Annotated in this window: 23 protein-coding genes and 2 pseudogenes; 9 read left to right on the top strand and 16 right to left on the bottom strand. The window is 45.7% G+C overall.

What is annotated here, in order from left to right; translation table 11 throughout:
• Positions 1–140 precede the first annotated feature (140 nt).
• Together MKY24_RS06570 and MKY24_RS06565 are read left to right on the top strand one after the other, a co-directional pair.
• Entirely contained in the window at positions 141–635 is a 495-nt protein-coding gene (locus MKY24_RS06570) for a MerR family transcriptional regulator (RefSeq protein ID WP_339201631.1), read from the top strand.
• A gap of 794 nt (positions 636–1429) precedes the next feature.
• A complete protein-coding gene (locus tag MKY24_RS06565; RefSeq protein WP_025685980.1) occupies positions 1430–2500 on the top strand; it encodes an SDR family oxidoreductase in 1071 nt (356 codons plus the stop codon).
• A 44-nt stretch (positions 2501–2544) separates the two neighbouring features.
• On the opposite strand, the gene MKY24_RS06560 is transcribed toward MKY24_RS06565, so the two are convergent.
• Entirely contained in the window at positions 2545–2925 is a 381-nt protein-coding gene (locus MKY24_RS06560) for a helix-turn-helix domain-containing protein (RefSeq protein WP_025685981.1), read from the bottom strand.
• Positions 2926–3272: 347 nt separating this feature from the next.
• Positions 3273–3374, bottom strand: a pseudogene (locus tag MKY24_RS06555) (WGxxGxxG family protein); the annotation flags it as partial.
• Positions 3375–3388: 14 nt separating this feature from the next.
• Here MKY24_RS06555 and MKY24_RS06550 point away from each other — a divergent pair.
• Positions 3389–4397, top strand: a pseudogene (locus MKY24_RS06550) (site-specific integrase).
• Between the two features lie 66 nt (positions 4398–4463).
• On the opposite strand, the gene groL reads toward MKY24_RS06550, so the two are convergent.
• From groL to MKY24_RS06515, 7 genes are all read right to left on the bottom strand, one after another.
• Positions 4464–6092: a chaperonin GroEL gene (gene groL, locus MKY24_RS06545; RefSeq protein ID WP_013309215.1), complete on the bottom strand. Its 1629-nt coding sequence runs from the start codon at positions 6090–6092 to the stop codon at positions 4464–4466.
• Between the two features lie 73 nt (positions 6093–6165).
• Complete coding sequence (groES, locus tag MKY24_RS06540; RefSeq protein WP_007429271.1) at positions 6166–6447, bottom strand: co-chaperone GroES; 282 nt, start codon at positions 6445–6447, stop codon at positions 6166–6168.
• Positions 6448–6807: 360 nt separating this feature from the next.
• Positions 6808–7575 carry a twin-arginine translocase subunit TatC gene (tatC, locus tag MKY24_RS06535; protein ID WP_023987474.1) on the bottom strand — a complete coding sequence of 256 codons (768 nt, stop codon included), beginning with the start codon at positions 7573–7575 and terminating at the stop codon, positions 6808–6810.
• Positions 7576–7686: 111 nt separating this feature from the next.
• Positions 7687–7938: a twin-arginine translocase TatA/TatE family subunit gene (locus tag MKY24_RS06530; protein WP_013309213.1), complete on the bottom strand. Its 252-nt coding sequence runs from the start codon at positions 7936–7938 to the stop codon at positions 7687–7689.
• Positions 7939–8041: 103 nt separating this feature from the next.
• A complete protein-coding gene (locus tag MKY24_RS06525) occupies positions 8042–8524 on the bottom strand; it encodes a MogA/MoaB family molybdenum cofactor biosynthesis protein (RefSeq protein ID WP_013309212.1) in 483 nt (160 codons plus the stop codon).
• A gap of 113 nt (positions 8525–8637) precedes the next feature.
• A complete protein-coding gene (gene moaC / locus MKY24_RS06520; protein WP_013309211.1) occupies positions 8638–9126 on the bottom strand; it encodes a cyclic pyranopterin monophosphate synthase MoaC in 489 nt (162 codons plus the stop codon).
• Positions 9127–9164: 38 nt separating this feature from the next.
• Entirely contained in the window at positions 9165–9818 is a 654-nt protein-coding gene (locus MKY24_RS06515) for a 5-formyltetrahydrofolate cyclo-ligase (RefSeq protein ID WP_339202283.1), read from the bottom strand.
• Positions 9819–10088: 270 nt separating this feature from the next.
• Between MKY24_RS06515 and abc-f the strand changes: the two genes are divergently transcribed.
• Entirely contained in the window at positions 10089–12053 is a 1965-nt protein-coding gene (gene abc-f / locus MKY24_RS06510; protein ID WP_254348189.1) for an ABC-F type ribosomal protection protein, read from the top strand.
• Between the two features lie 547 nt (positions 12054–12600).
• On the opposite strand, the gene tsaD is transcribed toward abc-f, so the two are convergent.
• From tsaD to tsaE, 4 genes are read right to left on the bottom strand one after another with little or no spacing between them, the layout of a single operon-like run.
• The gene (gene tsaD, locus MKY24_RS06505) at positions 12601–13665 is read right to left on the bottom strand and encodes a tRNA (adenosine(37)-N6)-threonylcarbamoyltransferase complex transferase subunit TsaD (RefSeq protein WP_075153902.1); all 1065 of its coding nucleotides are present in this window, start codon (positions 13663–13665) and stop codon (positions 12601–12603) included.
• Positions 13662–14177, bottom strand: coding sequence for a ribosomal protein S18-alanine N-acetyltransferase (gene rimI, locus MKY24_RS06500; protein ID WP_071639897.1), 516 nt, complete (start codon positions 14175–14177; stop codon positions 13662–13664). Before rimI ends, tsaD begins: the two co-directional genes overlap by 4 nt.
• Before the next feature lie 17 nt (positions 14178–14194).
• Positions 14195–15031, bottom strand: a complete 837-nt coding sequence (gene tsaB, locus MKY24_RS06495; protein ID WP_075153901.1) for a tRNA (adenosine(37)-N6)-threonylcarbamoyltransferase complex dimerization subunit type 1 TsaB — start codon at positions 15029–15031, stop codon at positions 14195–14197.
• Positions 15032–15034: 3 nt separating this feature from the next.
• A complete protein-coding gene (gene tsaE / locus MKY24_RS06490; RefSeq protein WP_053324873.1) occupies positions 15035–15514 on the bottom strand; it encodes a tRNA (adenosine(37)-N6)-threonylcarbamoyltransferase complex ATPase subunit type 1 TsaE in 480 nt (159 codons plus the stop codon).
• A 134-nt stretch (positions 15515–15648) separates the two neighbouring features.
• On the opposite strand from tsaE, the gene MKY24_RS06485 reads away from it, so the two are divergent.
• The 5 genes from MKY24_RS06485 to MKY24_RS06465 all read left to right on the top strand — a co-directional run bounded on the left by MKY24_RS06485 (position 15649) and on the right by MKY24_RS06465 (position 20131).
• The gene (locus MKY24_RS06485) at positions 15649–16179 is read left to right on the top strand and encodes a cysteine hydrolase family protein (protein ID WP_075153900.1); all 531 of its coding nucleotides are present in this window, start codon (positions 15649–15651) and stop codon (positions 16177–16179) included.
• A gap of 612 nt (positions 16180–16791) precedes the next feature.
• Complete coding sequence (locus MKY24_RS06480) at positions 16792–17976, top strand: acetyl-CoA C-acetyltransferase (protein ID WP_076157945.1); 1185 nt, start codon at positions 16792–16794, stop codon at positions 17974–17976.
• 55 nt (positions 17977–18031) lie between these two features.
• Positions 18032–18772, top strand: coding sequence for an acetoacetate decarboxylase (locus MKY24_RS06475; protein WP_068938650.1), 741 nt, complete (start codon positions 18032–18034; stop codon positions 18770–18772).
• A gap of 40 nt (positions 18773–18812) precedes the next feature.
• The gene (locus MKY24_RS06470) at positions 18813–19478 is read left to right on the top strand and encodes a CoA transferase subunit A (RefSeq protein ID WP_023987464.1); all 666 of its coding nucleotides are present in this window, start codon (positions 18813–18815) and stop codon (positions 19476–19478) included.
• Positions 19475–20131 (top strand): 3-oxoacid CoA-transferase subunit B, encoded by a 657-nt coding sequence (locus tag MKY24_RS06465; protein ID WP_023987463.1) that lies wholly within the window; start codon positions 19475–19477, stop codon positions 20129–20131. Before MKY24_RS06470 ends, MKY24_RS06465 begins: the two co-directional genes overlap by 4 nt.
• 240 nt (positions 20132–20371) lie before the next feature.
• Here the strand turns inward: MKY24_RS06465 and MKY24_RS06460 are convergent, their stop codons facing one another.
• From MKY24_RS06460 to MKY24_RS06450, 3 genes are all read right to left on the bottom strand, one after another.
• Positions 20372–20551 carry an H-type small acid-soluble spore protein gene (locus tag MKY24_RS06460; protein ID WP_023987462.1) on the bottom strand — a complete coding sequence of 60 codons (180 nt, stop codon included), beginning with the start codon at positions 20549–20551 and terminating at the stop codon, positions 20372–20374.
• A gap of 56 nt (positions 20552–20607) precedes the next feature.
• On the bottom strand, positions 20608–20847 hold the full coding sequence (locus MKY24_RS06455) for a hypothetical protein (protein ID WP_023987461.1): 240 nt from the start codon (positions 20845–20847) through the stop codon (positions 20608–20610).
• Positions 20848–21182: 335 nt separating this feature from the next.
• On the bottom strand, positions 21183–21581 hold the full coding sequence (locus tag MKY24_RS06450; RefSeq protein WP_023987460.1) for a RidA family protein: 399 nt from the start codon (positions 21579–21581) through the stop codon (positions 21183–21185).
• Positions 21582–21972: the final 391 nt, after the last annotated feature.

Below are 21972 nucleotides of genomic sequence, written 5' to 3'. Positions count from 1 at the left end.
AACGGCCGCGGAACTGGGAAATCGGGCACCTCAGTGGGCTTCCGCTTACGGTCGACTTGCATTACAATAAGCCTATCGCCTTCGTGTTACACGAAGTCAAGCCGTCTTCAAAAATTTTATTTTTCCAAGGAGGATTCCACATGTATACAGTCAAAGAAGCCGCCCAGATAACGGGGCTCACCGAGCACGCTGTACGCTTTTACACGGATAAAGGCCTAGTACCAAGCGTACAGCGCAATCAAAACAACATTCGGATGTTCGACGAAGAATCGATCAACTGGTTGCATGGCGTCAAATGTCTTAAGCAATCCGAGATGCCGATTGGAGTCATTAAAATGTACGTCGATTTCTGTCTCGAAGGGGATTCGACCATTCCGCAACGCTACACACTCATGATAGAGCATAAGAAAGCGGCGCTCGTTAAGCTCGAAGAAGCCAAACAGCACGTTGCCCATTTGGAACAAAAAACGGCCCTGTATCAGGCCATTCTGGAGCACCGCTCTCCAGACACGACCAATCCTGGAAACTGGGATAAAATTCAGCATATGCATAGTGACGTTTTTTACTCGCCCTCTGTTCGGAGGGCTAGAGATCTACGTGAGACACAACTACTCGAAGAAAATACTCTTTTTTAAACTCCTGGTTGGCTTAGGATGAACAAGATTCACATCAGTCTAGATTGAACTAACACAGAGACGTTAGTTCAATGAAACAGCGACAGTCTAGGGCTTTATTTTCCCGTCCTAGCCTACCGTTGTTTCTTTTATTGTAATTATCAAAACTTTATTTTCATCGAACATTAAAAAGTGGATTAAAAGCACCTTGAATGTCCGTCTGTAAACAATTTTTCAACTAAAAAGCTCTGCTGACCTTAAGGTTAGCAGAGCTTTTACTATTTTATTTAGAGTATTCACTTACTTCAAATGTTAGGATACGATCATAATCCAAAACCGTTAGAAGGAAATAATGGTCTCTAAAGTACCCTTCTCCTTCTCCTGCAAGCATGATGATCTTTTGATTGATCCCACCCTCCAGAATTACGGTATGCCTCAGGATGGTCTTGTCTTCCCATGAGATATAGTTGTCGCAGCAACCCGGCTTTTATGCCCACTCTGCGCCTAGCTTACTTAAAACTGTGGGAATAGAACGGCAGACTATGGCTTGAAAATAAAGTCTTAGACTACCACTGTTTTTATTTAAGCTAACGTGTCCCGTTAACTTAAACTACCTTTGAAATCTAGCGCCGAGTATACCCATCTACCATAATGATTAAGAAAGCAAAGAGAGAGTTGACTGACTTCTTTTCGTCTGAATATACCTCGATTACTTTAAAGTGCTTATGTCACTTTATAGTGCGTACTTCCTATGTATGGTTAGTTGATGCAAAATAATGTTGTACAAAGAATAGTACAGAAGGAGCTGAAACACTATGAATAATGAATCTACAACAACACGCAAAGTCGCCTTGGTCGTAGGTGCGAATGGTGTTATCGGTCGCAACCTCATTGATCACCTCATCTCTCTTCCTGATTGGGACGTGATCGGCGTATCGCGTCGCGGTGGAGAATCTAGCAACCATGTTCGATATGTGGCTGCGGATCTACTCAATATAGACGATCTTCACGAGAAGTTAAGCGATTTAACTGGGGTAACACACATTTTTTATGCTGCTTACCAAGACCGTCAAACTTGGGCTGAACTTGTTCCACCGAACCTCGCCATGTTAGTGAACATCGTAGAAGTGATCGAACCAATCGCGTCGGGCTTGAAACATGTCAGTCTGATGCAGGGATACAAGGTATACGGCGCACATCTCGGCCCGTTCAAAACTCCTGCTCGTGAGACGGACGCTAACCACATGCCTCCTGAGTTCAATATTGATCAGCAAGATTTCTTAGAACAACGGCAAAAAGGTAAGGCTTGGACTTGGTCTGCACTCCGTCCTTCTGTAGTCTGCGGCTTCTCGCTTGGAAATCCGATGAACCTCGCAATGGTCATAGCGATTTACGCTTCAATTTCTAAGGAACTGGGAATACCTTTGCGGTTTCCAGGTAAGTCGGGAGCTTATAACAGCCTCTTGGAGATGACAGACGCTGGGCTTCTCGCAAAGGCAACAGTATGGGCGGCGACCGACGAACGCTGTGCGAATCAGGCATTCAACATTACGAACGGCGATCTGTTCCGTTGGAATGAGTTATGGCCGAAGATCGCTCAATACTTTGGTATGGAAACAGCGCCTCCGTTGCAGATGTCTCTGGACGTTGTCATGGAGGACAAGGAGCAGCTTTGGAACAAAATGGTTGAGAAGCATGGGCTTGCTCGGAATTCCTATAAAGACGTATCCTCTTGGCTATTCGGCGATTTCGTGTTTGCATGGGATTACGATTTTTTTGCCGACGGAACTAAGGCTCGTCGTTTAGGCTTTCACGAATTCGTCGATACCGAAGCAATGTTTATGAACATCTTCAACGACTTCCGCAAGCGTAAAGTCATCCCGTAAACTACCGTTTAAATAAGAAAGCCGACCTTGTACTGGGTCGGTTTCTAACTGTTATTTACGTCTGTAAGCATTGGATTAGCCAGAACAGTAGCCTTTCCCTCGTACTTTCTCTCTATATGCGAATCCCCCCAACGGCACATCAGATGTAGGAGTTCCTTTAAACTCCAGCCGTAGTCTGTCAACTCATACTCAACTCTAGGTGGTACCTGATTATAGGAAATACGTAAGATGACGCCCTCTTCTTCAAGCTCCCGAAGGTGCTGCGTTAACATCTTTTGAGTAATTGCGGGAATCAAGCTCTTAAATTCATTATTACGTTTCTTACCGAATGTCAAATGAAAGAGAATAACAGGTTTCCATTTCCCACCAATTACCTCTAAAGTTGCCTCAACTGCAGTGTTGTAAATTTTTTCAGTCTTTTTCACACAACTTGCCCCTTTTCGAATATTTCGACACAAGTCATTGGTAACTCCTGATGAATTGGAGCCATTAAATGTCCCTATTAAACATTATAACTACAACCAAAATATTACGCTATCCTGCCCGCTAGCTTAATGACGTATTCGTTATTCTAAGACTTCATTTCCTCAGAACAGATGCCACGTACTGGGGATGGTTTCAGAATACACGTAAAGCGCCTTACAAAAAGGTGTACAATAAACGACTTTCGACGTATTCAGACTTAGCAGCAAATAGTTTAATTAAAAACAATCCCCGCCGACCAGTTAAGGTTAGCGGGGATTGTTAAGGTGTTTTTGAGTTGTATTTACGATTATCTTTTTTTGTGGTTTTCATGGTCGCGACGTCTTAAGCCTTCCAATCCAATTAATCCCAACAGACCAAGCCATCCCCAATTATCATTATCGTCATCATCTTGTTAAACATGGCGTGGATGCCAAGAAAGTAAAAAAGCTCCCTTTCGAGGAAGTTGCATGGGATTGGCTGAAAACCTACTCTAAAGGGGAGGTCAAAGAAAGCACCGTCAGAGTCAGAAGCAAAGAAATTAAAATTTTGGTGAGATACATTCCCAAAATAAATATTGACAAGGTAACGCATAAGCAATATCAAAACATACTCAATGATCTCGATGATAAAAAATATGCCCGAACCACAATTGAAGGGGTACATGTCACTGCGAATATGATTATGAAATATGCAATAAAAAATAAAATGCGATTGGACAATCCTTGCACGGGTGCAGTCATACCAGCCAAAATGCTGACTGTAGAAGAAATTGAAAATACGACCATTGAAGACGAATTTTTAGAAAAGCCTGAAATAATGGAATTCCTTCAGGCAGTATACCTGCATGGCCTACCAATGGATTTAGAGCGTTTTTATCTTCTCGCCTTTTCAGGCATGCGTTCAGGGGAACTATGTGCCTTAAAATGGACGGATATTAATTTTGAAACGAATGAAATTCGAGTGACCAAGACTCTCTATAATGAGCAAAACAATATGAAGCTATATAAACTCACCCCTCCTAAAACTAAAGGGTCTATCCGCACTTTCGACTTGGACGAAACCATTATGGACTTGCTTGCCGATTATAGAAATACGCAGCAAAAAATAGTTCAGGAAAACAGAAAAATGTACCGTGATTATCATGACAAGGATTTCGTATTCTGTCGTGACAATGGATATCCATTCATCCAAAAAAGAAGCCACTCCCCATATCTTTAGACACACCCACATAAGCATGCTCTCAGAGGCTGGAGTAGACCTAAAAACGATTATGAAGCGCGTTGGACATGATGACCCAGAAACAACTCTAAAGATCTACACACACGTCACAGAAAAGATGAAAAAGGATGCTAATGAGAAAATAAGAATTCACTTTGCAGATATATTGAACTTCAATTTTACGAAAGATCATCTCCCTTTGCAAGAAATGTGATTTTTTCGTGATTTAATGAAGAAAGGCTCCCTCTCGGGAGCCTTTTAAATAGCGGTATACCCTTTGTTACATCATTCCACCCATACCACCCATGCCGCCCATGTCAGGCATTGCAGCCTTTTCTGGTTCTGGCTTGTCAGCGATAACCGCTTCGGTAGTCAGGAACATTGCTGCTACGGAAGCAGCGTTTTGCAATGCATAGCGAGTTACTTTTGCAGGGTCCACGATACCAGCGTCGATCATGTTTACCCAGTCGCCAGTAGCTGCGTTAAAGCCTACGCCAACTTCTTCGCGTTTCAGACGCTCAACGATTACAGAGCCTTCTTCACCTGCATTAGCAGCGATGGTGCGGATTGGAGCTTCCAGAGCGCGCAACACAATGTTCACGCCTGTTTGCTCGTCGCCTTGCAGTTCAACAGCTGCAACTGCTTTGTATACGTTCAGGAGCGCTACACCACCACCGGATACGATACCTTCTTCAACCGCAGCACGGGTTGCGTTCAGGGCATCTTCGATGCGCAGTTTGCGTTCTTTCAATTCTGTTTCAGTTGCCGCACCGACTTTGATGACTGCTACGCCGCCGGACAATTTAGCCAGACGCTCTTGCAGTTTCTCTTTGTCGAACTCGGAAGTGGTTTCTTCCAGTTGCGTACGGATTTGACTAACACGAGCGTCGATGTCGGCTTTGTTTCCAGCACCGTCAACCACAATCGTATTTTCTTTTGTGATACGCACTTGACGTGCTGTACCCAGTTGGTCTACGGAAGCTGTTTTCAGGTCCAGACCCAGTTCTTCCGTGATCACTTGACCGCCTGTCAGGGCAGCGATATCTTGCAGCATTGCTTTACGACGGTCACCAAAGCCTGGAGCTTTAACAGCTACAGCGTTGAATGTACCACGCAGTTTGTTGACAACGAGCATAGCCAGCGCTTCGCCTTCGATGTCTTCAGCGATCAGAACGAGTGGCTTGCCTTGTTGTACGATTTTTTCAAGCAATGGCAGGATTTCTTGTGTGTTTGTGATTTTTTTGTCTGTGATCAGGATATATGGATTGTCCAGCACAGCTTCCATTTTGTCCGTATCTGTAATCATGTACGGGGAAATGTAGCCACGGTCAAATTGCATACCTTCAACCACTTCCAACTCTGTTGCAAAACCGCGGGATTCTTCAACCGTGATTACACCGTCTTTGCCCACTTTTTCCATAGCTTCAGCGATCAGTTCGCCTACTTCGTCATCAGCAGCGGAAATACCAGCTACTTGAGCAATGGATTGTTTGCTTTCGATTGGTTTGGAGATGGCTTGCAGTTCAGCAACAGCTGCTTTAACCGCTTTGTCAATCCCTTTACGGATACCGATTGGGCTTGCGCCCGCAGTTACGTTTTTCAGGCCTTCTGTGATGAGGGCTTGAGCCAAAACAGTAGCAGTAGTCGTACCATCACCAGCTACATCGTTCGTTTTGGTTGCTACTTCTTTAACCAGTTGAGCGCCCATGTTTTCAAACGCATCTTCCAGCTCGATTTCTTTTGCAATCGTTACACCGTCATTGGTGATGAGCGGGCTACCGAATTTTTTCTCCAGTACAACGTTACGGCCTTTCGGTCCGAGTGTTACTTTAACAGCATTAGCCAATGCGTCAACCCCGCGCAGCATAGAGCGACGAGCGTCTTCACTAAATTTAATATCTTTAGCCATTTGTGATAAACCTCCCTATGGATTATGAATGATTTGTTTCAATTCCTATATTCAGGTCTTGTCCGGGTTCCGGTTAACCGATGATCGCGTGGATATCGCTTTCTTTCATAATCAAATATTCTTTACCTTCATATTTGATTTCCGTTCCAGCGTATTTAGAGAAAATGACACGGTCGCCTTCTTTTACTTCCAGAGGAATACGGGCACCGTCTTTCAATGCGCCTGCGCCAACCGCGATAATTTTGCCTTCTTGCGGCTTTTCCTTGGCAGAGTCAGGAAGTACGATCCCGAAGGAAGTCGTTGTCTCTTGCTCAATTGCTTCCACCAATACGCGTTCACCCAAAGGTTTGATCATGAAAAAATAGCCTCCTTATTAAGTGTTTTATCCTGTAATTTGGTTGTTATGTTGTATGTATTAGCACTCGACAGTCGTCAGTGCTAACAACCAACTTTATGATACTCAACTTGAGATTGAATTTCAAGTCCCTAATGTATTTTTTATGGGAATTTTTATGGACAGCCCTTCCCGATTATATCCATCTATCTGAAAAATAACCGTTAACCCAAGGCTAATGGTTACTTTTAAGGCAGCTAAGCTGCTGCTGTTCATACTCTGTAAATAGTTATGATATACAAATGCTATTCATTATCTGCAAGTTGTCATGTAGCGCGGACCCGAATAAATTGTTTACTGAGCCATTCAGGTCCTGCCTTATTATTCCGAAGCTACACGCAACTGGGCCTCACGTTCCTCCTGCGCACGCAGCTGCCTGCGGTACACGACCGAAGACAAATACACGCTCACTTCATATAGCACCAGCAACGGAATCGCCACCAAAAAATCGGAAATAAAGTCCGGCGGAGTAATGACAACCGCAACGAACACAAGCAGAAAATAAGAAATCTTCCGCCATTTGCGAAGCCGCATTGGTGTTATAACATGAATCCCCGTCAGAAACATGATAAGCAGTGGGAGCTCAAACAACAGCGCTACAGGCAGTACAATATTAAACATAAAGGTGAAATATTGTGCTATCCCGTACGTTTCCTGTAATCCCATACTTTTGGTGACAGACGATGTAAACTGAATCGCCATTGGGAAAATAATGAAATAAGCAAAAGCTGCCCCAATGATGAACAAAAGCAGCACATAAGGCACATACCGCAAAGTCGCACTCCGTTCTTGCGGTCTTAAGCCCGGGCTGACAAACTTCCACAGTTGGTAGCAGGCAAACGGTAGCGCCACCGCAATCCCGATGATCATGGCGATCTTCATGTAGATACCAATCCCGTCCCAAAAGGAAAACGCGTTTAACTGAAAAGCTTGCGCCGAACCGGAGCGAATAAGCCAGTCATAGACAGAACCCGCCGCGAACAGACCACCAGCCAGTGCCAATACAAATACAATTAGCACATAAATAATTCTGCGGCGAAGCTCTCCCAGATGTTCCATTAACGGCATTTCATGCTCTGATGGGGTCAAGTCCATTCCTCCTTTCTGAACGGAACGCAGCAGCGCCTCCTAAAAAATAAAGCCCTTCACTGAAGAAGAGGCTCTTGTTTATTGTACAAGCATCAAGAATTATAACTAAATCTATGACAAGCGTTTATCCTCAGGCTGAGGTTGAACTTCTGAAGACGTCGTTTGTGATGCTTTGACCACACTATCTTTGCTGTCTTTACGCTCAGTCCGTTCATCTTCTGATAAAATATCGCGTGCCCCGTTTTTAAACTCACGGAATGTACGCCCTACAGCTCGACCCAGCTCAGGCAGCTTGTTCGGACCAAATAACAGCAGCGCCAGAATAATCAACAAAATATAACCCGGTGCTCCAATATTGGGCATGTGTAGTAATCCTCCTTATGTTGACGGACAAAATAAGAATCTTTGCCCGTATACGGCCTTATAAATTCTTATAGGTATCATACCACACACGATGTGCTGCCTTCTACCGGAACTGGCCTGTCACCATAAGCAACGCTTCTGGAAGTTGGTCCATTATCGCTGCCAAATTTTCATGCACACCTTTGGGTGTTCCTGGCAAATTGACGATCAGTGTACGTCCGCGTATTCCCACGATTCCACGGAATAGCATAGCCGCTGGATTTTTCTGCATCACGATCATTCTCATGGCTTCCGCCATGCCTGGCACTTCCCGTTCCACTACCCGCCTAGTCGCCTCGGGTGTCACATCACGGATCGCCAGCTCAGTTCCGCCCGTAGTTAGTACCAGGTCTGCATGAAAATAATCGGTCATTTCGATTAAAGCTGCAATAATTTCATCCGGTTCATCGGGAACGATCCGGTATTCCACAATCTCTCCGCCCAGTTCTTCTTCGATGAGTTCCCGGATGACCTGTGCGCTTGTATCCTCACGCTCTCCCCTTGCCCCTTTATCACTGGCTGTTAGGATCGCCGTTTTCCACACCATAAGATCACCCTTCTCCTATCATGAAAGAATACTTTCTCTTCTGAAAATCAGAAACAGCCACGCTGCATCCTCCATCACATCACAGTACCCTCTCGGCGACAATGTTGTCTATGTCAAGGTTCCCGGTGGTCCTCCCTTTGAAAATCCCCATGCTTGCCACCTGTTTTGGATTGCAGCATGGTAGGGCCGATGATCATATCTTTTTGCAGCGCCTTGCACATATCATACACGGTTAACGCTGCGGCTGAAGCCGCTGTCAAAGCTTCCATTTCTACACCTGTTTTACCTTCGGTCTTCACTTCAACTTCAATATGAAGCACATCATGTCCATTATCGGAAAAAGTAATGTTCACGCCTGTCAGGGCCAGTGGATGACACATCGGTATCCAGTCTGACGTTTTTTTCGCACCTTGAATCCCTGCGACCTGGGCCACAGCAAGAACATCACCCTTGCCGATTCTTCCTTCTTTTACAGCCGTCAATGTAGCCGGATTCATCGTAATCTGAGTCACGGCAACTGCTGTACGAATCGTAGACGTTTTACCCGAAATATCTACCATCCGAGCCCGTCCCTGTTCGTTAAAATGAGTAAAGGAATCCACGACTCCCTCACAGCTCCTTTCACATACCCAACTTTACTTCATTCATCATTTGTCAATTTTGCATAATCACAATCTAAGCGTCCATCCAGAGTAAACAGCACGTCCACTCGCAAATCACTTGGCTCCATGGGCACCTGTGTCAGCAATTGTCCCGGCAGCAGCAGCGAGACATAAAGCGGACCTACGTGGCTGTTGTTACGCTTCTCTGCCTCTACCTGTACGGTAAAGCGGTCATAATAGCCTCCGCCGTAACCAATCCTGCCCCCACGACGATCAAAGGCCAAGCCAGGCACAACAACCCAGTCAATTCCCGCCCACATTTCAGGCGACCATTCCTTGCATGTCAAAGCAGGCTCAGGGATGTTCCAGATACCGGGTACAATATCTCCGTACTGATCCATCTCCCTCAGCTCCATAGTCCGGGTTACCGGATCCACTCTTGGGGCCAGGACACGATCTCCCTGTGACCAGCAATGCTCAATGAGGGGAGCCGTCGAAATCTCGCTGCCAAAAGAGAGATAACTAAATAATGTTAGCTTATCTCCGTTTCTGTCTATTCTAAGCTGCTCCCATGCCTCGATTGCATGCCGACAGGCCACAGCCGATGCCTTCTGCCTTGTCAGCGGGTCCATGGAGTCACGCGCTTCCCGTTGCTGCAAACGCAGCGCGTTCTTCACATTACAGACATCCATCACATCCGCCCTCCCGCACAATCGTCGATAATCTTTAAAACGTTACTATTGTCCCATTTGTCAGTAAGTGCTGTACGTTGCAAGTTTTTTTCATTCTTTTTCACTTCTCGTTTAAGTTTATCATTGTTTATACAAATTGACTACACGCGGCTCAAGGGTTTACAGGGTGAAAGCAGTGCAATAGTGGGTAATTTCATGTAAACTGGAAGGAAGGTACCTGCGAAGAAAGCAGGTAGAACTGTGCAAAATGTAATGGAGGAACGATACGCTATGCTATTGCAAGTAACCGGAATTACTAAATCCTATGGAATTGAGCCCGTTCTGGACGGGATTAACCTTCAAATATTGGAACGTGAACGTATTGGACTCGTAGGTGTGAACGGTGCAGGCAAATCGACCCTGCTCAAAATCATTGCTGGTGAAATATCCTATGACAGTGGACAAATTTTCAAGGCGAAGGAGACCAGCATCGGTTATCTGGCGCAAAACAGCGGCTTGAATTCTGATCGTTCTATCTGGGGGGAAATGATGCTGGTGTTCACTCCCCTGATTGAAGCGGAACGGGAACTGCGGCAAATGGAACAGGACATCGCTGACCTGGCCAATGCTCAAAACGAAAAACGCTACGCAGATCTGCTGGAACGCTATGCACGTCGTTCAGACTGGTTCAAGGATCACGGTGGTTATGAAATGGAGACCCGTATTCGCAGCGTGCTGCACGGCATGGGCTTTGGTTCATTTGCACCTGAGACGCCTGTAGCTACTCTGAGCGGAGGACAGAAAACCCGGCTTGCGCTAGCACGCATCCTACTGCTCGCCCCAGATGTCCTTATGCTCGATGAGCCTACCAACTATCTGGATATTCAAACACTGACCTGGTTGGAGGACTATTTGCGCGGCTACTCCGGTTCTCTGCTGGTTGTATCACATGACCGTTATTTTCTGGACCGACTGGTAACGACGATTATTGAAATCGAACGCCATCGTTCTACCCGATATACAGGCAACTACAGCCGCTACATGGAGTTGAAGGCTGCCGAGTACGAAACGAACCTGAAACATTACGAAAAGCAGCAAGGAGAAATTGCCCGTTTAGAAGCATTCGTACAACGTAATATCGTACGGGCTTCCACGACCAAACGCGCTCAAAGTCGGCGCAAGCAGTTAGATAAAATGGAGCGTATGGATCGGCCCATGGGAGACTTGAAAAAGGCTCATTTTTCCTTTGAAACAGCCCATATGTCAGGTAAGGAAGTGCTGGAGGTACGTGACCTCTCTGTGGGGTATGAAGGTAAAAAGCCTTTATTCCAGCACGCATCGTTCGACTTAAAACGTGGAGATACCGTGGCACTGATTGGTCCGAACGGGATCGGAAAATCGACGTTGCTCAAATGTCTGACCGGATCACTTAAACCTGTTGCTGGCTCCATCCACTGGGGCACAAAAATCAAAATCGGCCTGTATGACCAGGAGCAGACGAACCTGAACCCCGCCAATACCGTACTGGAGGAGTTGTGGAGCGAATACCCTCATATGGAAGAAGCACGTATTCGTACAGTGCTGGGTAATTTCCTGTTTAGCGGTGACGATGTACTGAAAAAAGTAGCTGCATTAAGCGGAGGGGAAAAAGCCCGCGTTTCTCTGGCCAAGCTCATGCTGCGCGAAGCCAACGTATTAATTCTAGATGAGCCTACCAACCATCTGGATTTGTTTAGCAAGGAAGTGCTGGAAGCAGCTTTGATGGACTATGACGGTACACTGTTGTTCATTTCCCATGACCGTTATTTCCTGAACAAAATGGCGGAACGTGTCATCGAGCTGCATCCTGAAGGGATAGAACATTTCCTGGGGAATTATGATGACTATGTAGCCAAAAAGCAGGAGTTAGAGGAAATTGCGCTGGAAGCTCTGGAGGCAAATCAGGCCACACGCGGCAAAACATCGGCTGCCTCTGCATCCGTGACAGACGAGACCACGTCCAAATCACGCGCCGCCACCTATGCGGCGGACAAACAAGCCAAAAGCGAGGAACGCAGCCGTCAACGCAAGCTGGAGGCATTGGAAAACCAGATTAAAACGCTGGAAGAACAAATTTTAGGGCTGGAGGAACAAATGACCCTGCCTGAGATTTATCAGGATTACACAGCGCTTCAGAATATTCAGGCACAACTCGACACCCATAAACAGGAATTGACTGAAACCTATACCGCTTGGGAAGAGCTGTTAGAAGAATAAACACTACTGCATAAAATCTTAGCCTTAAAAAATTCACATTTTCCTCTTTTGTATTTTTGTACACAAGATTATCCACAGCTTATGTGTATGAATGAGATTGAAAAATGGCCTTTTGGGCCATTTTTTTATTGATAAAAAGCCGTTTTCAAATGAAAACCAAATTTATCCACCCTTTTATCCACATTATCCACAGATTTCACAAGAACTAAAGGTGTTACATATCCCCCAACTTGCTATCTCCAAAAAGTCTTATCCTGCTTGCTTCGGGCTCGGTTATCCACATTCGAAGCGGTATATGTGGATAACTTTGTTCACAACTTGACAAATCACATCATTATTCGGGCAGTATCAAAATTCCAGATTTTTTTGAGGAATCATGAAAAATCGTGAACAATTGTGACGAATAATGTGAGGGAATGAGATACTGCCATTCATTTGCTCAAACTCCTGTATTTTATCCTCTTGAATTTATATTTTTATGATAGTTATGGAGCAGGACAAAAAAGACACGACTCAACTGTGCCGTGTCTTGCTCATTCTTCTTCAATTAAGTTTGGACAGACCATTCTTCCAGAGACAGTCCTGGATCAGCCTTCATATCCAATGAGGTAAATTCCCCGCGCTTCCATTTGGCGTAGGCCGCAGCACCGATCATCGCTGCATTATCTGTGCAATATTTCATCGATGGTACAAGCAGCTCAATTCCTTCGCGCTCACAGCGCTCCCGCAATGCTGTACGCAGTCCGCGATTAGCAGCCACACCGCCACAAAGCAGGAGCTGCTTCGCACCGTATTCACGCATGGCACGAATCGCCTTTTCCACCAGCACCTCGACGACCGACTCTTGAAAGCCTCTTGCGATCGCTCCGACATGAACAGTTTCTCCGCGCATTTTCGTCTGGTTAATTACATTCAGCACTGCAGATTTCAAACCGCTAAAGCTAAAATCATAAGAATCCGGCTCCAACCATGCACGCGGCAAAGTAACCACTTCCTCCGATTCATGAGCCACACGATCCACATGCGGACCGCCGGGATACGGAAATCCAATGGCTCTCGCTACTTTGTCGTAGGCTTCTCCAACCGCATCATCCCTTGTACGACCAATGAGTTGAAAATGACCTTCGGACTCCATCAGCACCAGCTCTGTATGTCCTCCTGACACAACGAGAGCAATGCACGGATATACGATATCATGCTCCAGCTGATTGGCATAAATATGTCCCGCGATATGATGCGTCCCAATTAACGGCTTGCCGAACGCCAAAGCAGCGCTCTTAGCGGCGACAATACCAACCAGCAATGCACCAACCAGTCCTGGTCCTTGTGTCACGGCAACCGCCGAAATCTCGCGTGGGGTAATTCCTGATGTTTGCATGGCCTCGTCCAGCATGTAGGTGATGCTCTCCACATGCTTGCGTGAAGCCACCTCTGGCACAACACCACCAAAGGCTTTGTGTGTTTCAATCTGACTGGAAATCAGATTCGAGAGCACCTCTGTGCCATTTTTCACGACAGAAACAGCCGTTTCATCACAACTCGTTTCCACTGCCAGTATATAGCAAGGCTCGCCAGAGGCGGAGCCTGTACCTGCTTTTTCCTCTTGCATCATTGCTTCTGCACGCTTCCTTCCTGTTCACCGGATGCCCCATGCGCGGGAAGATCCGCCCACATGATCACAGCATCCTCGTTATTATCCGAATAATAGCCTTTGCGCACACCTGCGGGCTTAAAGCCTTTTTTCTCATACAAGCCTTGAGCGATCCGGTTCGTTACCCGCACCTCCAGCGTCATACGTTCCATCCCTAAATAAGAGGCGGTCTGCATCAGCTCATCCAATAGCTTGTCTCCAAGCTTACGTCCGCGATAAGCCTCACGAATCGCAATATTCGTAATATGGGCCTCATCCATAATCGTCCACATGCCTGCGTAACCAATGGCTTGTCCGTCTAGTTCCATAATCATATATTTAGCGAAATGATTCATCGTCAGCTCATTGCGGAATGCTTCCTCTGTCCACGGTAGCGTGAACGCTTCATGCTCAATCTCCAGCACATCGGGAATATCATTCAGTTGCATCAAGCGAAACTCAAGTTTCTCTTCCCGCTGTATGTTCTTTGCCATGTTGTTCACCGCTCTCTTCAGCGCTGGCGAAGCAGATTGGCTTCCGCCTCCGCCAGCTGGGTATAATTAGGAACCAGCGTATGTAACTCGTCATGTTCTTGACGAAGCAGCTTATCCGCCCCAAGGCGGCCAACCCATCTTCCTTCCAGCTCATAAGGTACGATACGAAGCTCGCTCCAAGCACGCAGGCGCTCGGCTGTTTCGGCGTGAACCGCCGTTTCACCGACTAGCCAAATGACTGGAGGACGCTCTTCATAGGGCAAAGCCTCCAGCCGTTGCAGCAGGTCATCGGTCCAAGCAGTCATCAACCGGATTGCATCTGGCTCCAGCCGTTGCGGACTCTCGACGTCGTCAACTGTACTCACGTCGAACAGCCCCGTGTAAACCTGACCACGGCGCGCATCCAGCACGGGCACAATCCAGTCTGCTGCCTGCGCTCCGGACGAACCGTTATTCACAGACTCATTTTTATCTTCTTGTCCCTTCATCTCGATGCCGCGATTCCAACCACCCCACGCCAAAGCATGCAAAGTGGATATGGACGTCACCGGGATACCCCAGGCCCAAGCGAGTGTTTTGGCTGCGGTCACCGCAATCCGGATACCGGTATAAGACCCCGGTCCAACACCAACTGCAATACCATCTACATCATCTCGTGTCAGCCCTTCTTCATTCAGCAGTCGTTCCAGCTCGGTAATCACATGCACGGAATGATTACGTTCGCCATAGACGTTGCTTTCTCCCAGCAATTCTCTTCCGTTCATCAGAGCGGCCGCCATCACGGTCGTCGCTGTATCTAACGTCAAAAACCGCTCACGCGGCTTTACATTCACATCTGTATGCTCTCTTTGCATGGTTCAAACTCCATTCTCCCGCAAACTGCGGCACCATTGTTCATAAGGCTCGCCGTACCCGGTCAGGTGAATCAAGCGCTCCCCGACATCCGTTGTTTCTATATACATGTGAAGCCGCTGCTCCGGCAATATATCCGGTATAATACTACCCCATTCCACCAGACATACTCCTGTCCCGTAAAAATATTCGTCCAGCCCGAGATCCTCTGCCTCGTCCTGGGAAATCCGGTACACATCCATATGATACAAAGGCAATCGGCCCTCGTACTCCTTAATGAGGGTAAAGGTTGGACTATTTACGATACCCGGCACACCTAAATGGCTGGCAAAAGCCTTGGAAAAAGCAGTTTTGCCCGCTCCCAGATCTCCATCCAGCACAATCACCGTTCCGGGGACCGCTTTGGCTGCCAAAAAACCTGCCAATGCCCCGGTCTGTGCCTCTGAGACAGAACGGAACATAAACTGCTCCTGCGAAATTGTCATATATTTTAATCACCTTTCGTCCGAATCGGACCGTTCCAACTTGTTCTTTATTATATAGTTCACCTTATGTCGCCGCAAGGCATGAAGACATGCTATTGTAAGTTAGATGATACACACAGGGAGGGATTGAAACGATGGGGCAAACCGTTTTACTCATGATTGATGTTCAGCAGGCTATGTTCATGTATGATGAGAAGCTGTATCGTGAACAGGAAGTTGTAGCGCATTTGCAGCAGCTTTTGGACAAAGCCAGAGCTACAGGTACACCGGTGATTTTTGTACAGCATACCGATGAAGCGGATGAGGATTTCCGGGAAAACAGTGTAGGCTGGGCCATCGCCGATGTGGTGCGTCCTCTTCCTCATGAACGAATTGTTCGTAAATCATCCTGGGACAGCTTTTATCAAACCGAATTGGGCCATGTGCTGAAGGAACTGGGAGCCGATCAACTCGTAATCGCGGGGATGCAGACCGAGTTTTGCCTCGACACGACTTGCCGAAGCGCCTATAGTCTGGGATACCATAACAACGTGCTCGTATTAGATGCGCATAGTACATTTGATAGCAAGGTGCTGAGCAGTGAACAAATTGTAGCGCATCATAATGGGATGCTTGGCAATCGTTTTGTGCGTTTACTCGCGACAGCGGATGTACATTTTTCGTGAGTTGTTGAAGTTTTATGTTCCAAGCCGATTGCTTTCAAGCAAGTCGGCTTCTTTTATTGTTCATACGAAAAAACCGCCCTTTCAAGTGACACCGTTAACAAGAAGCAAGCTGGCACAATATAACGAAGATTATGAATATTGAAAGGCAAATCCGTCTTCAGAACATTCTGGAGGCTTTTTTTATTTCCCAGCGATGAGTTAGATGATATTTGCGAGGAAAACTTTTTCACGTATGGGTTGTAACTTTCATTTTTAACAGAAAATTCAATTTATGATCATGATTTTCAGAAAAATTAAGAAATTAACAGAAAACGTTAGAATGGCCTAATTATTGTGGCCTATATGGCTCTATAAACATCTGTACATAGATATGTGTATATTTTTGAACATTGAGCAAAATCTGCATTAGAACTATGATGAAACTGGTTTTAATTTCCAACGAGAGAAGGCGATCGAACCCTCACACTCACTGTCTTAGGCACCATGATATGCCCGCAAGCAAATGTATCTTGCAGTCGCTACATCTCGTAGGTTAAGAACGGAAATTACGAATTGAAGTGCAATCATGGATGTATTGTGTCTTGAACACAACGAAAGGAATGTGAGTTTTTAATGAAAAAAGTAGCTTTAGTAAGCCCGTTGAGAACAGCGGTCGGCTCTTTTAACAAAACCCTTGCGCCTCTAAGCGCTCCTGAACTGGGAGCAACTGTGATGACAGCATGCCTTCAGCAAAGTAAATTAGAGCCTTCTTTGATTGATCAAATTTATTTGGGAAATGTTCTTCAGGCGGGCAATGGCCAAAATCCTGCCAGACAGGCGGCACTAAAAGCCGGTATCCCTATTGATGTACCCGAAACAACGATAAACACAGTTTGCGGTTCAGGACTCCATGCCGTTGCTTTAGCCTACAATTCAATATTGGCGGAACAAGGCAGCATCGTCTTGGCCGGAGGCATGGAGAGCATGTCGAATGCCCCTTACCTGCTAAGAAATGCAAGAAACGGCTACAAACTTGGCAACGGTGAGTTGGTAGACTCCCTGGTGGCCGACGGTCTTACGTGCCCGATCAACCATTACCATATGGGAATTACCGCAGAAAATGTTGCCGAGAAATATGGAATTTCAAGACTTGAGCAGGATGAATTTTCCTATCAAAGCCAGATAAAGGCCGTAGAAGCTAAAAACAAGAAGCTTTTTGAAGAGCAGATTGTTCCAGTCATGATCAAAAACAAAAAAGAAACTATTTCTTTCACGGAGGACGAACACATAAGAGGAAATACAACGAAAGAAAAACTTTCTCAATTAAAACCTGCCTTTAAGGAGAACGGAACGGTTACTGCCGGAAATGCTTCAGGAATCAATGATGGCGCGGCGGCTATGCTTGTAGTGTCGGAAGACAAATGTAAGGAACATGCGTTAAAGCCGTTGGCATATATCAAGGGTTATTCACTTGTTGGCGTTGACCCTGCATATATGGGAATGGGACCGGTGAAGGCCATTTCGTCACTTCTGAAGCAACAGGGAATGTCTATTGATGACATCGATCTTTTTGAAATTAATGAAGCGTTCGCCGCACAAGCACTAGCGGTATTGAAAGAGCTTGGAATCAATCCTGAGAAGGTGAATGTCAATGGCGGCGCGATCGCGATCGGGCATCCTGTCGGTGCAAGCGGTGCTAGGGTATTGGTTACGCTGGTTCATGAAATGGTGCGAAGATCTTCACGTTACGGCATCGCCTCGTTATGCATCGGAACGGGAATGGGAATAGCGATGCTAGTTGAAAATGCACTCATTTAAAGTGCGAGTTCAGGATGACTTTTAGAACTATCTCTTAAAAGGAAGGGAGATCGCTATGAATCAAAAAGAAGTACTTTCACTCCAATCCATGCCTGCGGCCAGCGGCAGTTATGGGCGCCCGCCATGTCGCTTCATCAACCGGGAATTTTTCATCATTACCTATGAATCCGATCCCGCTGCGATTAGACAGGCGGTCCCGGAACCTCTTCAGCCGGATGGAAGCAATACCGTTTCCTATGAATGGATCAAGATGCCCGATTCATCCGGGTTAGGAAGCTATGAGGAAAGCGGTATTGTCATTCCGTGTACTTTTCATGGAGAACCCTGTAATTTTGTTGCCCAAATGTATTTGGATAACGCGCCTGCTATTTTGGGAGGACGTGAAATCTGGGGATTTCCGAAAAAATGGGCGAAGCCTCGCTTGATCGTTGAGGAGACGGAAACGCTGACGGGTACATTGCATTACAACAACGTCCTGGTGGCCACGGGAACCATGCCTTTCAAATATAACATTCTTGATGAAAAGGAAACGGCTAAAGCCATCGCAAAAACGCAAGTTAATTTGAAATTAATTCCTGATGTTGACGGTACCCCTAAAATTGCTCAGTTGGTAGCGTATAATCTCGAAAACATTACGGTTAAAGGCGCCTGGTCAGGGCCTGCGAGGTTAAGCCTGATTCCCCATGTCAACGCTCCTGTGGCAGATTTGCCGGTAAAAGCTTATATTGGCGGAAAACATTTTATTGCCGATTTAACGCTTCCATATGGAAGAGTCCTCTATGATTATCTCCAATAAAGTTGCTTTCCTAAAAATATATATATAAGGAGAAGGAACCATGAATAACAAAGTAATCTCCGCTGAAGAAGCAGTTAAGCAGATCAAAGACGGAGACACGGTGATGGTCGGAGGTTTTCTGGCAGGAGGCTTTCCGGAGGAACTTGTACGTGCGCTTGTCGACACCAATCCCGCCAGCAATCTTACGATTATATCCAATGATACAGGCACACCGGAATTATCTATCTATAAGCTTGTAAAAAGCGGCAGAGTAAAGCGGATTTTTGCATCCTATATTGGCTCTAATCCGGAAACGGGAAGGCTCCTGATGACGAAAGAAGCGGAGGTTCAACTCTTCCCGCAAGGTACGCTCGCTGAAAAAATACGTGCAGGAGGAGCAGGCTTGGGCGGTGTTTTAACGCCTGTAGGTGTAGGCACCATTGTAGAGGAAGGAAAAAAGAAAATCCAAATTGACGGGAGAGAATATTTGCTCGAACTGCCGCTCAAAGCAGATGTGGCGCTAATCAGAGCTCATAAGGCTGATGAAGCGGGAAATCTTGTCATCAACGGCTCTTCACGTAACTTCAATTTGGTAATGGCTACAGCGGCAGAGTATGTAGTTGCTCAGACAGACGAATACGTAAAGACGGGAGAAATTGACCCCAATCATGTCAACGTTCCCGGAATATTTGTCGACGCAATTGTAAAGGTGGGTGAAAACGCATGAATAACAGAGAATTCATTGCTCGAAGAATAGCCCAGGAATTTAAAAATGGCGAAGTTGTCAACCTTGGTGTTGGAATGCCTACAATGGTGGTAGACTATATCCCCGAAAACATTCATATTATGCTGCAGGCTGAGAACGGAATCCTCGGTGTAGGCCCAAAAGCGACTCAGGGGAAAGAAAGACTCGATTGTATCGATTCAGGCGGAAACTATGTTACAACTATGGAAGGAGCTTGCTTTTTCGACAGTTCGCTTTCATTTTCTATCATCCGTGGAGGGCATGTGGATATCACCGTGTTGGGCGCCCTGGAGGTCGATGAGAAAGGCAACCTTGCAAGCTGGATGATCCCAGGGAAAAAGGTTCCGGGCATGGGGGGAGCCATGGATTTGGTGGTCGGAGCCAAGAGAGTGATTGTAGCCATGGAGCATGTGAACAAAAATGGAGCGCCGAAAATACTGGAACAATGTAAACTGCCCCTGACCGCTGTAAATGTTGTAAAGACCATCGTAACCGAAAAGGCTGTCATCGATGTTATTCCAGGTAGTGGGCTGATGCTGAAGGAAATTGCGCCGGGTTTATCGGTGGAAGACGTTCAATTGGCAACTGAGGCTAAACTGATGATTTCACCACATTTAAAGGCCATTGCAGTATAAAGTCATGTAAAGGAACCAACTCCACCTTCAAATTAACTTGTCTGGCGTTTAACTTGTTCCCTCGACTGTATTCATTATTACAAATAAGGTTCGCTAATTGCTCATTGAGCAATTGCGAGCCTTTTAGGGTTGAAGCGGGATCATTCAAGCAGCATTCTACGATGAAAGCCTACAGCTGTCCAAGATCTTTCTAAAGCTATACCCCATACTATGGGAAAAATCTGGTTTGGTGCCCCTCTTCTATTGTTCTTCCAGACGATCCACACGGACGGTTTGGGTATTGCCGGGTCTGCTACCTATCTGTACCGTTGCCATACCGTTTGCTTGGTCTACATGCTCAATCCAGATCGGTTTACCATCCAATTGTACGGCAATATTTTCGGATGAATCATAAATAGCTTTTGCTCGTTCCACGTTCATGTTATTCTTCCCCTCCTGTTTGTTGTTGTGTGCATTCATTCAGAAATATAGTTCACCTAGTCTTCATCTATAATCCGTTCAACGTCTAATGAAGGGATGCTATGAGAAGGCGAAGTTGAAACTACAGCCTCCAAATCCACATGAGCCACAGCTACGGGAAAAGGCGGACGGATTCCATGTGAAAGAGCAAACTCGGGCGGCAATGCATCCTGTTCGCCTCCAGCTGGGCCCCGAAAGGCGATTTGGCTTTGACCCACACGATGCCTGATTTGCTGAGGATAGGATTTTCCGGACATAAATTGTGTACCCCCTTTTGAATCGGATATGCCTTACTATGTACCAAAATTACTGTAACCATGCGCACGCGGAAGCAATTCGCAGTCTTCATTCACAACTCATACAAATCCTTTGTACGAAACATAAAAATGATTTGCTCACAGCCAAGGCGTTGGAATCGAAGGATGCAGATGCGGATAGCTCGTCACTATGCGATGCTCGGTAATCTTTTAGTGCGTTTGCTTGCGACGACGGATGTACATTTTTCGTGAATTTAAACATAAAACAGCCCCAGCTTCTCACGAAGACCGGGGCTATCTATGATTCCATCCCATAAATGAGGTGCGTATTATTTTTATGCTTTAGCTGCCCAAATTTCAATTTCAATTTTTATTTCAGGCAATCCTAGAGCAGTAAGGTAGCCGATAGTCATTGCAGGATAATCATTCCCGAATAACTTTTCCCATTGGGAATACATGTAATCCCAATCTATCTGCTCAGTTGCCCATACATTTACTTTTATAATATTGTCAGCGGTTAATTGTTCGGCGTCCAAAACTGATTTAATGTTATTAAAAGTATTGCTGATTTGTAGGTTAAAGCTTTCTGGGAATTGGCCATTCTGATCTACTCCAACTTGACCCGAAGTCACGAATAGCTCTGAATTTCTTGGAACTTTAGTTATATGTGTGTAATTCCCTACTGGTTTCGGCATACCTGCCGGGTTTTTTCTAGTTATTTTTTCATTTTTCATTTAATCGACCTCGTCATTTTTAAATTTTTCTACCGTTTCTTCTAACCATTTTTAGGCAGACTCCACCAATAAAAATGATTTTAGAAAAAAACAGCAGTAGAGTATCCATATCCAAAAGATATAAAGTTTAATGATCTTTTCTTCATGACATGAACACTCCTTTCTTATAAAATGTCAAAATCGTTGGTTATCCCTTATCTTAATATAACTAATGTAACTTAACAATTTTATATCATTGTGTTATGCGATGTAGTCACACCTCAGAATAGCAGATTAGTTGGCTTACTCTTTTCTTTACACCTCATACATTCCTTTCTCCGAAGCATACTAAGTGAAAAATCTAAGTGAAAAATGGGTATGCTCACAGCCGAGCGTTGGAATCGAAGGATAC

This window comes from Paenibacillus sp. FSL P2-0322, assembly GCF_037975315.1.
GTDB classification, from domain to species: Bacteria; Bacillota; Bacilli; order Paenibacillales; family Paenibacillaceae; genus Paenibacillus; species Paenibacillus polymyxa_B.
Note: the sequence above shows the minus strand (reverse complement) of the source record. Positions and strands in the feature narration are given on the sequence as shown.

Bases quoted from the DNA above. Each gene is read 5' to 3' on its own strand.
- MKY24_RS06570 (WP_339201631.1), top strand. From the start codon at position 141: ATGTATACAGTCAAAGAAGCCGCCCAGATAACGGGGCTCACCGAGCAC.
- MKY24_RS06565 (WP_025685980.1), top strand. From the start codon at position 1,430: ATGAATAATGAATCTACAACAACACGCAAAGTCGCCTTGGTCGTAGGT.
- groL (WP_013309215.1), bottom strand. From the start codon at position 6,092: ATGGCTAAAGATATTAAATTTAGTGAAGACGCTCGTCGCTCTATGCTG.
- groES (WP_007429271.1), bottom strand. From the start codon at position 6,447: ATGATCAAACCTTTGGGTGAACGCGTATTGGTGGAAGCAATTGAGCAA.
- MKY24_RS06530 (WP_013309213.1), bottom strand. From the start codon at position 7,938: ATGCCCAATATTGGAGCACCGGGTTATATTTTGTTGATTATTCTGGCG.
- MKY24_RS06525 (WP_013309212.1), bottom strand. From the start codon at position 8,524: ATGGTGTGGAAAACGGCGATCCTAACAGCCAGTGATAAAGGGGCAAGG.
- MKY24_RS06515 (WP_339202283.1), bottom strand. From the start codon at position 9,818: ATGGATGTCTGTAATGTGAAGAACGCGCTGCGTTTGCAGCAACGGGAA.
- abc-f (WP_254348189.1), top strand. From the start codon at position 10,089: ATGCTATTGCAAGTAACCGGAATTACTAAATCCTATGGAATTGAGCCC.
- tsaD (WP_075153902.1), bottom strand. From the start codon at position 13,665: ATGATGCAAGAGGAAAAAGCAGGTACAGGCTCCGCCTCTGGCGAGCCT.
- rimI (WP_071639897.1), bottom strand. From the start codon at position 14,177: ATGGCAAAGAACATACAGCGGGAAGAGAAACTTGAGTTTCGCTTGATG.
- tsaB (WP_075153901.1), bottom strand. From the start codon at position 15,031: ATGCAAAGAGAGCATACAGATGTGAATGTAAAGCCGCGTGAGCGGTTT.
- tsaE (WP_053324873.1), bottom strand. From the start codon at position 15,514: ATGACAATTTCGCAGGAGCAGTTTATGTTCCGTTCTGTCTCAGAGGCA.
- MKY24_RS06485 (WP_075153900.1), top strand. From the start codon at position 15,649: ATGGGGCAAACCGTTTTACTCATGATTGATGTTCAGCAGGCTATGTTC.
- MKY24_RS06480 (WP_076157945.1), top strand. From the start codon at position 16,792: ATGAAAAAAGTAGCTTTAGTAAGCCCGTTGAGAACAGCGGTCGGCTCT.
- MKY24_RS06475 (WP_068938650.1), top strand. From the start codon at position 18,032: ATGAATCAAAAAGAAGTACTTTCACTCCAATCCATGCCTGCGGCCAGC.
- MKY24_RS06470 (WP_023987464.1), top strand. From the start codon at position 18,813: ATGAATAACAAAGTAATCTCCGCTGAAGAAGCAGTTAAGCAGATCAAA.
- MKY24_RS06465 (WP_023987463.1), top strand. From the start codon at position 19,475: ATGAATAACAGAGAATTCATTGCTCGAAGAATAGCCCAGGAATTTAAA.
- MKY24_RS06460 (WP_023987462.1), bottom strand. From the start codon at position 20,551: ATGAACGTGGAACGAGCAAAAGCTATTTATGATTCATCCGAAAATATT.
- MKY24_RS06455 (WP_023987461.1), bottom strand. From the start codon at position 20,847: ATGTCCGGAAAATCCTATCCTCAGCAAATCAGGCATCGTGTGGGTCAA.
- MKY24_RS06450 (WP_023987460.1), bottom strand. From the start codon at position 21,581: ATGAAAAATGAAAAAATAACTAGAAAAAACCCGGCAGGTATGCCGAAA.